At 35.8% G+C, this 12,254-nt stretch carries 9 protein-coding genes and 2 tRNA genes; 5 read left to right on the top strand and 6 right to left on the bottom strand.

The annotated features are described in order from the left end of the window. The 3 genes from ligA to smc are packed head-to-tail and all read right to left on the bottom strand — an operon-like array spanning position 1 to position 6,562. Positions 1-2,016: an NAD-dependent DNA ligase LigA gene (ligA, locus tag FIT61_RS03255; protein ID WP_139883233.1), complete on the bottom strand. Its 2,016-nt coding sequence runs from the start codon at positions 2,014-2,016 to the stop codon at positions 1-3. Then, entirely contained in the window at positions 2,017-3,039 is a 1,023-nt protein-coding gene (locus tag FIT61_RS03250) for a cell division protein ZipA C-terminal FtsZ-binding domain-containing protein (protein ID WP_139883231.1), read from the bottom strand. A 22-nt stretch (positions 3,040-3,061) separates the two neighbouring features. Next, positions 3,062-6,562: a chromosome segregation protein SMC gene (gene smc / locus FIT61_RS03245; protein WP_187351832.1), complete on the bottom strand. Its 3,501-nt coding sequence runs from the start codon at positions 6,560-6,562 to the stop codon at positions 3,062-3,064. A gap of 78 nt (positions 6,563-6,640) precedes the next feature. Between smc and queF the strand changes: the two genes are divergently transcribed. From queF to ppa, 4 genes are all read left to right on the top strand, one after another. Next, positions 6,641-7,087 (top strand): preQ(1) synthase, encoded by a 447-nt coding sequence (gene queF / locus FIT61_RS03240; RefSeq protein WP_139873380.1) that lies wholly within the window; start codon positions 6,641-6,643, stop codon positions 7,085-7,087. Between the two features lie 56 nt (positions 7,088-7,143). Further along, positions 7,144-7,219 (top strand) — tRNA-Ala (locus tag FIT61_RS03235). 53 nt (positions 7,220-7,272) lie between these two features. Next, positions 7,273-7,348, top strand: a tRNA-Glu gene (locus FIT61_RS03230). An 81-nt stretch (positions 7,349-7,429) separates the two neighbouring features. Further along, entirely contained in the window at positions 7,430-7,960 is a 531-nt protein-coding gene (gene ppa, locus FIT61_RS03225) for an inorganic diphosphatase (RefSeq protein WP_139873379.1), read from the top strand. A gap of 3 nt (positions 7,961-7,963) precedes the next feature. On the opposite strand, the gene FIT61_RS03220 is transcribed toward ppa, so the two are convergent. Genes FIT61_RS03220 through FIT61_RS03210 form a run of 3 tightly spaced genes read right to left on the bottom strand, consistent with a single transcriptional unit; the run spans position 7,964 to position 10,859 of the window. After that, the gene (locus tag FIT61_RS03220; protein WP_139883227.1) at positions 7,964-8,341 is read right to left on the bottom strand and encodes a hypothetical protein; all 378 of its coding nucleotides are present in this window, start codon (positions 8,339-8,341) and stop codon (positions 7,964-7,966) included. After that, positions 8,342-9,079 (bottom strand): pseudouridine synthase, encoded by a 738-nt coding sequence (locus FIT61_RS03215; RefSeq protein ID WP_139883225.1) that lies wholly within the window; start codon positions 9,077-9,079, stop codon positions 8,342-8,344. It abuts the gene before it with no gap. Between the two features lie 16 nt (positions 9,080-9,095). Further along, complete coding sequence (locus tag FIT61_RS03210) at positions 9,096-10,859, bottom strand: pyrroloquinoline quinone-dependent dehydrogenase (RefSeq protein WP_139883929.1); 1,764 nt, start codon at positions 10,857-10,859, stop codon at positions 9,096-9,098. 192 nt (positions 10,860-11,051) lie between these two features. Here FIT61_RS03210 and mnmC1 point away from each other — a divergent pair, with 192 nt between their 5' ends. Next, positions 11,052-12,254 (top strand): FAD-dependent 5-carboxymethylaminomethyl-2-thiouridine(34) oxidoreductase MnmC1, encoded by a 1,203-nt coding sequence (mnmC1, locus tag FIT61_RS03205; protein ID WP_139883223.1) that lies wholly within the window; start codon positions 11,052-11,054, stop codon positions 12,252-12,254.

Here is a 12,254-nt window from a genome sequence, read left to right as displayed (position 1 = left end):
TTAATCTATAAGTTTTAAAAGTTCATCTTGGGAAATGACTTTAACACCAAGTTCTTGTGCGACAGTTAATTTACTTCCGGCATCTGATCCTGCGACAACATAATCAGTTTTTTTAGAGACACTACCCGCAACCTTTCCACCATTCATTTCAATAATTGATTTAGCTTCTTCGCGTGACATCGAAGGCAAAGTTCCTGTAAGAACAAAAGTCTTAGCTGCAAAAATTCCAGAGGTGGATTTTTGTATATCGTGTTTGGGCCAATTAACGCCAAATTTTATTAACGATTGGATCACTTCTCTATTCTTATTTTGCTTGAAAAAATCACTGATAGATTTTGCAACTGTAGGGCCAATATCAGGTACAAGTTGCAAGCTCTCTTCTGTCTGTTTCATAACCTCATCTAACTCCCCATAGAAACTAGCAAGATCTTTAGCGGTTGATTCGCCTACGTTACGAATACCAAGCGCATAGATAAATCGAGGTAATGTAGTTTTTTTGCTTTTTTCAATTGCATCCAATAAGTTTTGACCTGATTTTTCTGCCATACGATCAAGGTTAATTAATTGTTTAAGCTCCAGCTTATAGATATCGGGTAATTCATGAATTAAACCAACAGCCACTAACTGTTCAACAGATTTGTCTCCTAAACCTTCTATATCCATAGCCTTTCGTGAGGCAAAGTGAATAATGGATTGTTTCTGTTGGGCTGGACAAACCAGGCCGCCTGAGCATCGAATAACAGCTTCATCATCTATTCGAATAAGAGGTGAACCGCACTCTGGGCATGCAGTTGGCATTTTAAATTTTTTGATTATCTTTGGTCGTTTGTCAATAAGCACTCTTACGATCTCAGGAATTACATCCCCTGCTCTTCGAACACTTACAATGTCACCAATATGTACGTCCTTACGAATCATTTCGTCTTCGTTATGAAGAGTTGCATTCGTGACGGTAACCCCACCAACAAAAACTGGCTTCAAACGAGCGACGGGTGTTATAGCTCCTGTACGGCCTACTTGAACATCAATATCTAAAATTTCAGTTAAAGCTTCTTCTGCTGGAAATTTATGAGCAATTGCCCATCGAGGAGCTCGTGATACAAAACCTAATTCATTTTGATAATTAAAAGAATTTACTTTATAAACCACACCATCAATGTCATAAGTTAAGGAATCTCTAAGTTTTAACACTTTCTCATAAAAGCTCTTTAAACCTTTTATACCCTTAACGCTTACTGATAAATCAGAAATTGGTAAATTAAATTGTTTTAAAAGCTGAATTGTTTCTGTATGCGTTTTTAAGTTTAAATTAGGTTCGCATACACCAAGACCATATGAAAAGAATGTTAATGGTCTTTTTGCGGTTATTTTCGGATCAAGCTGTCTTAAGCTTCCTGCCGCAGCATTTCTGGGATTTGCAAATTTTTTTTCGCCTAAAGACTCTTGTTTTTTATTGAGTAATTCAAAATCTTTTTTTAGCATTAAAACCTCACCTCTCACTTCTAAAATTTTGGGTGGGTTTGGATGATTAACTTTAGTGGGTATTGAGCGAATAGTTTTCAAATTGTGCGTGACATTCTCTCCAGTATAACCATCGCCTCGTGTAGCGCCTTGAACGAAAATGCCATTTTCATAAGTTAATGTAATTGCGAGACCATCAAATTTTGGCTCAACAGCATATTCCACTTCATCAATGCCGATATCATCTTTAATACGTTTATCGAAAGCAATAAGCTCATCTTCTTCAAAAGCATTATTTAAAGATAACATTGCTTGACGATGGATAACACTCTCGAAAGCTTCTAGGGCCTCACCACCTACCCGCTGGGTGGGAGAATCTGGTTTAATTAAATCAGGATTTGCATTTTCTAGATCAACAAGCGATCTAAAAATTTTATCGTATTCAAAATCTGAAATAGAGGGATTGTCTAAAACGTAATATTGATAATCGAATGTATTTATCTTTTCGATTAATTCTTCAATTTTTTTCTTAATATTTTCTTTTTTGGCTTCCATTTAAGAAAATAATCTTCGCGCACAAGAACTTCCAGGAGGGATATTTTTAGCAATCATTTGATTTTCAATTTTTTCAACTTGATATCTAATACGCTCAATATGATTAACGTTAAGTTCTTTTTTATTAGAATCAACAAGCATGCAATCAAGATCTTTTTGAAAATTAGTAATTGATTCCAACATAACATCAAAAGATTCTTTACAGTTCAACGTTAGTGGTAAATCCATTTGAAAAAGAATGCCTTGAATATAAGGATCAAGGTTGAAGTTTAAGGGTTGTTGATTTAATGAAGCTATGCGAAATAAGGGATGTTTATCGTGACCTTTAAATACATGATAACCATCTTTATTCTCTTTGAAACCATCTGTTTTTAATATATCAATAAGCTTTTTATTGTCAAACATACCGTTATTTTTTGGGATAAGAGTTAATGTCATCATATGGTCTACAAGAGCACAAAATTGATTAAGCTCTTTTGCGTCATTTTCGATATTTGAGCTAGAAAGCCAAATGAGACTACCGTCCAAGTCATTTTTAGTTTTTTCTACCAACATTCTAAATGTTTGTGTATGCGCTGATGATATAGGGCCTTGACGATCTACCAACTGTATCGCTAAAAGTATTTGATCAAATGAAACTGATCCGCTCATACCATCTGTTGAAGTCCACACATCCTCATTTTTACGAATAAATATATGCGTATGAGGCAATTCAATGAAGTCTCTAAGATTTAATTTTGAGATAGCATGAGTTGCTTTGTTAAGTTTAATAAATGCAATAGCATCAATATTACGGTAGATATCTTTAGGTAAATTTGAAAGTAAGTATTTCTCAGAGATACTTAAATCTTGATCGTAAGGATTTTTTTCTTCTTGGCTTAAACCATTTTCATCTTTATATAAAAAAGAATTTTCAGTCTGGTTTTGTTTTCGATACTGGATAAGGCGAATCCAGTTAAAAATGATCATGATAAGAATAATTATTACAGCCAGAATCGTCAAAGCAAACTGAATATCAGACATGCTTGTAATAAGCCCTGTTATCTTAATTTGCCAACTCCATTTTCTCTGCTTCTTCTAAAGACACTTCAACGATTCTTGATACGCCAGATTCTTGCATCGTTACGCCAATGAGTTGTTGGGCCATTTCCATAGCAATTTTATTATGTGATACGTAAAGGAATTGAGTATTTTTAGACATTTCAGTCACCATATTCGCAAAACGAAGTGTATTACTATCATCAAGTGGTGCATCAACTTCATCCATGAGACAGAATGGCGCTGGATTCAATTTAAATAAAGCAAACACAAGAGCGGTAGCGGTTAATGCTTTCTCTCCGCCTGATAATTGACTAATAGTCGTATTCTTTTTGCCTGGGGGCTGCGCTGTAACTTGAATGCCTGTATCTAAAATCTCTTCACCTAGAAGCTCTAATTGAGCTTGTCCGCCATTAAATAGAACTTTAAAAAACTCTGTAAAATTTTTATTTACTTCATTAAATGTTGTAATTAAACGATCTCGAGTTTCTTTATCGATACGTCTTATAGCGTCCTCTAGGGTATTACTTGCAGAAGTTAAATCTTCCACTTGACTATCAAGGTAGCCTTTTCTTTCTTTTTCGGATGTGAGTTCATGAATAGCTGCTAAGTTAACTGGACCCAGTAAATTAATTTCTTCTTGAAGTTTATTGCATAACTCTTGTACTTCTTTCACTGTTGTTTTTTCTGTAATTGACTCTGAAAGAACAACCTCATCTAATTGAGACTCATTAATTTCGTTTTGAAATTGCTCAAATAATAATTTTGATTCTTGCTCATTTAAGCGTGACTGTTCAAGCTTATCTCGAATTGGATGAACTGCCTGCTCGGTTTGCAATCTCTTTTGTTCACTTTCACGTAAATCGGTTTCCTTTTGCGCAAGATTATCTCGTGATGCGATTAGAATTTTCTCTCTTTCATCCTTAACGGTGATTTTTTCGCGTAGAGACAATTGCAGAGCCTCGATACTTTCAGTATTAATTGAAGCCTTAGCTAAATCTTTTTTGTTATTAAGGGTATTATTATCTTCAGTAAGTATATTAATTCTATTATTTAACTCATTGATTTTATTATTAATAATTTTTAAATTGAAATGGCTTTCTTGAAGTTGAATCTCAGCCTCATTGACATGCTTCCTAGCGCTTTCATATTCTAACTCATGTCTTTTTTTAATTTCTTCAGATGAAGTTTTTTGTTCTAAAAATCGATGCGCATCATTCTCTAAATTATGAATAAGACTAGATTTAGTTGTTTTATCAACTTCAATTTGAGTTAATTTTGCTTTGAGCTCATTTTGCTCGTTAGTAATATTGCTATGCTTTTCATTTGCGTAAGTAATGCTTTGTTGAATTTTCTCAACTTCAATCTCTGTTTGATGGAACGCATTTAAAGCATCTTTCAATTCTTCGCCAAAAGAATCGGCTTGCTCTTCATAATCATTCAATTGAAGTTCAGCTTCACTAAGCTTATTCAATACATCTTTATAGCTTTTTTCTATAGACGGAAACTTCTCTTGCAGTGCTTTGAGTCTCTCTTGGCGGAGAAGAATTCCATTAAGGGATGCGTCTTTGCCATAAAAAGAAACGCTATTTTTGGTAAAAATATCGCCTTGTTGATTAACTAAAAATTCGCCTTGCTCCAAATTACCAATGAAATTTTTATAACTTTCACCTTTTGGAATAATATAACAATCAGATAACCATTCTGACAAAAGATTCATTAGAAGCGGATCGCTAATTTCAATTACATCCAGAGCAGAATTTAATTTATTATTTTTTGGTTTGTAAGTATGAGATGCGTTTAAATTAGCAAGCACCATAGATGCTGGAGGCCTATGAGAAATAGTTTCATATTGAGCCAGAACTGCATTTAACTTTCCGCCGAGAGCAGATTCAATCGCCGTTACCCACTCTGTTTTAATCTTAAGTTTTTCCCACAAGCGATTAGATGTGTTGATATTATGCTGAGAAGTCCAACTTTTGAGACTTTCATTGCCTTGTGTGTCATCTTGAATTTGCGCCAGTGTTTTAATTTCACCTTCAATTTGACTTAATTCTTTTTGCATTTCAATTTGGCGCTGTCTTAAAGTATCAATCTCCTCCTCAAGATCAGTTGCAAGCGATTTGTTTTCATCTATCTTAGCCTCAATTTTTTCTACATGTGATCGCTTATCAGCTAAATCACTTTCTTTTACCTCGAGCAAAGACTGCCCGGTTAAATCAATATTACTAATCTCATTATTTAAAAATGTAATACGAGCATTTGTTTCTTCTTCAGTTTTATGGATGAAGTCTATCGTTGCTTTTTCAAGATTAATTTTTTCTTGCGTCGATTGGAATTGATTTGCAATTTGATTAAACTGCTCTGTTGAACCTAGATATGTTGCCTCAACTGATTGAATTGATGATTTAAGTGAATTAAAATTTTCTTCCTTAGTTTTATAAAGCTCACTTAATGCTGCTTTTTCAATCCCTGCTTCTTCAATGTCTTTTGCAAATTTAAGCTGATCGTCTGCATTCTTAGCAAGATTAGTCTCAATCTCAATTAATTCTTTTTTGCTGCGCTCTAAAAGCTCATTTTGATTTCTAATATTATTTTCAATATTAGAAACTTCAGCATTGATTTCATAAAAGCTTGCTTGATTCTTATTAATTTCGTCGGACGCATCAATATGAGCTTGCCTCAAATTTTCAACCTCGGCTTCAATTTTTCTTAAAGCGGCAGTTTGTTGCTCCAATTCATTTACAAGCTTCTCAACCTGGGACTGATGTTTTTTCCAAACAATACTAGCATCACGCTTTTTTAATACCCAAACTTGTGCTTGATGAAATTTGTGCTTCTCTGTTAATTCATTATATTTTGTTGCAATGACTGCTTGAGATTCAAGCTTTGCAATTTGCTGAATAATTTCATTTAAGACATCTTGAATACGACTTAAATTTTCTCGCGTATCTCTAAGTCTAAATTCTGTTTCGCGACGACGCTCTTTATACTTACTAACACCTGCAGCTTCTTCAAGGTAACTTCTAAGCTCCTCAGGCTTGGCTTCAATAATTTGTGAAATTGTATTTTGGCCAATAATGGCATATCCTCTTCCACCTAAACCCGTTCCCAAAAAGAGATCTGCAATATCTTTTCGTCTGACAGCTAAATTATTAATGTAATAAGTTGAGCCCTTTTCTCTTTCGATAACGCGCTTTACTGAAATTTCTGCATATTGTGACCATTCTGTAGGTGCTTTACCCAAAGAATTATCGAAAATAAGTTCGACGCTCGCTCGTGAAATTGGTTTGCGATTTTCTGACCCGTTAAAAATCACCGAATCCATATTTTCACTTCGCATTTCTTTAGCTGAAGATTCGCCAAGCACCCATTTTACTGACTCCATAATATTGGATTTTCCGCATCCATTGGGACCAACTATACCCACTCTTTGGCCTTGAAGTTGTATGGTGGTGGGATCTACGAAAGATTTAAAACCGGCTAATTTAAGTTGTATAAGTCGCACAATATTCTTTTATCGAAGTGAAGTAGGTGTTATCTATTAACAGTATAATAGCTTTTTTTTACTCCCTTATTTTAATCTATGAACGCACTTTCTTTGGGAAAAAAACCAAGCGCAAAACCTACTAAAAAGCTTGAAACTTTCGCTAATCCATGCCCTTCTCGGGACTTTCATATTCATATGCAAATACCTGAATTTACCTGTTTATGCCCTAAGACTGGGCAGCCAGACTTTGCTACTCTATATCTTGATTACATTCCTAATAAAAAATGTGTAGAGCTCAAAAGTCTGAAGCTTTATATCTGGTCTTTTAGGGATGAGGGTTGTTTCCACGAAGCAGTCACTAATCGTATTCTAGACGAGCTAGTTAAAGCGACAGAGCCACGTTTTATGCGTCTGCGTGCCGAATTTTTTGTTCGCGGTGGCGTATTTACTAACGTTGTGGTTGAACACAAGAAAAAAGGCTGGAAACCTGAGCCTATTGTTGATTTGAGTCAATTTTCAAAACAATCAAACACCCGATCTTAAAAGGATTGACGCGCTTACTTCTAAAATTTAAGATGTGCGCCTTTGATTAAATACCTGGGGGTATAGCTCAGCTGGGAGAGCGCTTGCATGGCATGCAAGAGGTCAGCGGTTCGATCCCGCTTATCTCCACCAAATACCTTATATCAAACGCTGTTCTATAGTAGAATAGCACCTTCTTTTCTTAGGTCCCCATCGTCTAGAGGCCTAGGACACCTCCCTTTCACGGAGGGAACAGGGGTTCGACTCCCCTTGGGGACGCCAATTATCAAGCTAGCTCAGTCATTCAGGGATAGCTTCAAACATGCTAAAATCACTTTTTTTTAAATTTCCCACTAAAAACCTATGAGCTTAGATAATGTTCTTCCTGGTAAAAATGTTCCAACACATTTCAACGTCATTATTGAAATTCCAATGAATGCTGATCCAATTAAATATGAAGTCGATAAAGAATCAGGGGCGATTTTTGTGGATCGATTTATGGGCACAGCTATGCACTATCCTACCAATTATGGTTACGTGCCCAAGACAATCGCAGGTGACGGTGATCCAGTAGACGTGCTTGTTGTTACTCCCTTACCTTTAATTCCAGGAGTGGTTGTGAGCTGTCGTGCTGTTGGGATATTGGAAATGGAAGATGAGCAAGGCCAGGATGCAAAAGTGTTGGCAGTTCCTGAAGATAGAATTCTTTCAATTTATTCACATTGGCAAAAACCTGAAGATATGAATCCTTTGCGACTCAATCAAATTCAGCATTTTTTCGAACACTATAAAGATTTAGAAAAAGGTAAATGGGTTAAAGTCAAAGGCTGGAAAGGCCCTCTAGATGCGCACAAAGAAATTCTTGAAGGTATTGAAAGATACAAAAAAAGTTAATCTTTAAAACCCATGATGGCCCACAACTTCTGCTGGGTCTTCATCTTTAAGATACGCAAATTCCCTTGCGACATCTATTTCGATCCAATCGCATGACAAAGATAAAGTTTCAAAACTTTCATCAATCACACAACAATCCAACCATTTCTTTTCGCCATTGATTAAAACGGCTTGAAAACCAATATCTCTCCATGCATTGACCAAATTTTCCATATCAATAGGATTCATGGCGCCATCTCTAAAGAGATATTCGTCATACCAAACTCGAGTCCCAAGAGAAGAAGCATGATCAATTAAGCATTGATCCCATCCACCAGGATATTTGTCTTCAATAGTTGACCTTCGAACAATGAAGTTAAAATGCTCTAATGCAATAGCCATTTAAAATTTTTCTTTCTGATCTAAAAATCGCCACATTCCTGTTGGTAAGTCACCTAGTAAAACATTACCAATCCTCACTCTTTTTAATCCAATGACATGAAGGCCAACAAGCTCGCACATTCTTCTGATTTGTCTATTTCGGCCTTCTATTAAAACAAAACGCAGTTGATCATCATTCTGCCATTCAACTTCAGCTGGCTTTAGCTTATAACCATCTAGTGAAAGACCATGCCTTAATAAATCCAAGCCTTTGTTAACCAGCTTTCCTTCAACTCGAACTAAATATTCTTTTTCAATCACACTTTGTTCGCCAATAATTGTTTTAGCAATTCTTCCATCTTGAGTGAGAACCAATAAACCAGAAGAATCAATATCAAGCCTTCCGGCGGGAGCTAATCCATCAGTGTTAAATCTTGGGTTACGAGATGAATGTTGTTTCGAAACTTGAAAGTTATCTTGAATAATGAGACTTGCAGCGGGTCTAAAAGCTTTATCATCATCAAGATGCGAAATATAACCTACAGGCTTATTTAAGATAACTGTGACTTTGGATGACTGTTGAATGGCTGCTTGTTTTTTTAATTCAACTTTTTGGGAACGATATGCGCGCGTGCCTAATTCAGTTACAACTTTACCATCAAGCGTCACGAGTCCTTGTTCGATATAAGTATCAGCTTCTCTTCTTGAACAAAGGCCAAGTTCAGATAAAATTTTAGAAATACGAACGGCTTCTTCCATCTTCAGGTAGTTTAATTTATTTAAGTTTATAAACTAAAACGTTGTCACCCTCTTTAAAGCCAAAAATAGAATTGCCGCCCGCAGCAACTGCAATATATTGAGTGCCATCAATTTCATAACTTATTGGTGGGGCATTAACACCAGCATCAGCTTTATTTGTCCAAAGGAGCTTTCCTGTTCTTGAATCGTATGCATTAAAATTTCCATTACCTTCGCCCATAAATACAAGATTACCTTCAGTGGCTAATAACCCACCCGTTAATGGCTGCGGTGTTTTAACTTGCCATTTAATTTTCTTAGTATTTAAATCGATAGCAGAAAGTAAACCCCATCGCTGATCTTGAGTGGGTTCAGAAGATGCATATTTAATTGAAGGCAAGTCATCATGAGCAGGTTCATCGACCAATGTATATTTGATAGGTGCATGAATCGCAGAAACAAATACGATTTGATTTTTTTCATCGAGTGAAGTTGGACCCCAATTAGCCCCACCCAATATTCCTGGATATATAACCGTACCCTCAGCTGTCGCTTTTGCAAAAAGATTTTTTTGTGGCACAAAAGGCTCTGTCTTTGCTAAAAGTTCACCCGTGATGCTATTGTGTATGTAATACCAACCGGTTTTACTAGCCTGGCCTACAGCTGGAACTGTTTTGCCCTCTTTTTTAAAATCGAATAATACTGGCGGACTTGCTACATCATATCCCCAGACATCATGAGGTACTTGCTGGTAAAACCATTTTAACTTTCCTGAAGTTGCATCAAGAGCCACAAGAGAAACTGTATATAAATTATCTCCGGGTCTTGATGTGTCATTCATTTGTGGTGAAGGATTGCCAGTGCCAAAATATAAAGTATTTGTGTCTTCATCGATAGCTGGCGTGCTCCATGCAGAGCCACCACCAAATTTCCAAGCTTCTTTATTATTTTTAAGACTTTCTTTTTCTTGAGCAATATTGCGATTTAAAGAAATATTGCCTTCAATCGTTTCTCTAAATTTACCCTCCCACCCTTCTGACGGAATTGTATCGAATTGCCATACGCGCTTACCTGTTTGAATGTTATATGCTGCTAAAAATCCTGGGCGGCCAAATCGACCATCTACACCAATCACAGCTCCTAGAGGCGCATCAGGTCTTGGTGTATCAACATGCAAGCCATACCCAACACCTGTAATGCCAACAATGACTATATCTTTATAAGCCATGGGTGCCATAGCAATACCTACCCCCGTTTGCCCATAGACATCCTTTTGACTTTTGCTATCGGACTGACTCAATGAGCTACTACTTTCAAATTTATTGTCGTTATCAGCAACATCAATATCCCAGATTTTTTTACCTGTTTTTGCGTCCAAAGCAATAAGCCTTGCGTCAACAGTGCCTATAAAAATTTTATTGCTCGAATAAGCCAATCCTCTATTAGCTGGGCCGCAACACATTCTCCAGTTATCTCTTTTTTTATGGTTATAACGCCATAATTCTTTACCTGTTTTTGCGTCTAAAGCAACAACATGGTTATGAGGAAGACTTACAAACATTACATTATTGATTACCAAGGGAGAGGATTGAAATGTAGCAGCAACACCTGATTTAAATTTCCAAGCAAGCTCGAGATTTTTTACGTTATCTTGATTAATTTGAGTTAAAGTCGAAAAACGCTGATTAGAAAGATTTTTACCGTATGAAGGCCATTGCTCATCAGAACCAAATTTAAATAATGGGAGCTTAGGTAACGATATCTTATCTAATGACAGTGAGTCTAATGATATAGAGTCCATAGAAGCACAGCCAGCAATAATGAGAAAAAATAGACTTAAAACTGCCGCTCTAATAGATTTCAACGTATACCCTTCAAAATGGTTGTATGACTTTGCTAGATTAATAAAGCACTTTATGGATAATGCTTACTACTGATATCTTATCTCAAGCAATTGTTTTTTAATACCAGATATAAACTGATAAATTTTTACATGCAAAAAAATATTTTAATCATCGGGGCTGGCATCGCAGGTTGTTCATTAGCACATTTTTTAGCTAATTCTGGATGGAATGTAACATTACTAGAGAGTGAAGATGACATAGCGCAAGGCGGATCAGGGAATCCGGTTGCAGCCATTTATCCAAAATTTATGTTAAATGATGAAGCTTACAATGATTTTATGTTGAAAAGTTTTAGATTTACGACAGGATGGATAAGACGATTAGGACTAAATGAAGGTGATTATCGATTTGATGGAGCAATTGAAATTCTGGAGGAAGCATACGCTCAAAAACTAGAAATTAATTTATCAAGAAAAATTACAAACAAAGAAAATTTTTTTAGCTTAATTAATGAATCAATTTTAAATAAGTATTTAATAGAAAGTAATTCAAGCGGACTATTCTTCCATCAAGGTGGATGGGTAAATCCTATAGCCTTATGCAGCCACCTAATTAATCACTCTAATATCAAAATAGTCACTCATCAAAAGATTAAGTCAATTGAAAAATCGACTGATCAATGGACACTTAAAACTGAGAGTCAAAAAACCTTTAATTCATCACATGTGGCTATTTGTAATGCTTCGTCTGTAAGTCAATTTGATCTTACCCAACACCTACATACAGATGCATTTAGGGGACAGGTTAATTGGATCAACTCAACAACATTGCAAATGCCACCCATCGTTACTTGCGATGAAGGTTATTTGGCGCCACTGATTCAAGATAAGCATATTTTTGGCGCAACTTATGCCATGAATGACTTTAATAAAGATTTAAGAAAAAGCGATACAAAAAAGAATATCGCCTCAATCAAAAAAATACACAGAGAATTTTATAACCACTGTGAAGCACAAGAATCAATTCATGGGAGAGTTGCCTGGCGAGCGTCTACAAAAGATAGAAAACCATATGTTGGCCGTGTATTTGATAACCAATTATTAGGAAAAATGCGTGTTAGAGAATTAGCGCGAGCCGATCAACTGCCTTGGCTTAAAGATTTATATATTGCAAGTGGGTTTGGTTCTAGAGGCTTTACGTTCGCGCCCTACTGCAGCTCTGTGCTCGCAAATTTAATTAATGATAATTTATCTCAAGAAGATAAAAAAACATTAAATTATACAAATCCAGAAAGATATCGACTTAAAAAAATGAGTTTAAAAAAAGTGGCAAGCCAGATTTTTAAGGTATAA

It is taken from the genome of Candidatus Methylopumilus rimovensis (assembly GCF_006364615.1).
In the GTDB taxonomy this organism is placed as follows: domain Bacteria; phylum Pseudomonadota; class Gammaproteobacteria; order Burkholderiales; family Methylophilaceae; genus Methylopumilus; species Methylopumilus rimovensis.
The sequence above is the reverse complement of the archived record's forward strand: the minus strand, read 5'-3'. Positions and strand labels throughout refer to the sequence as shown.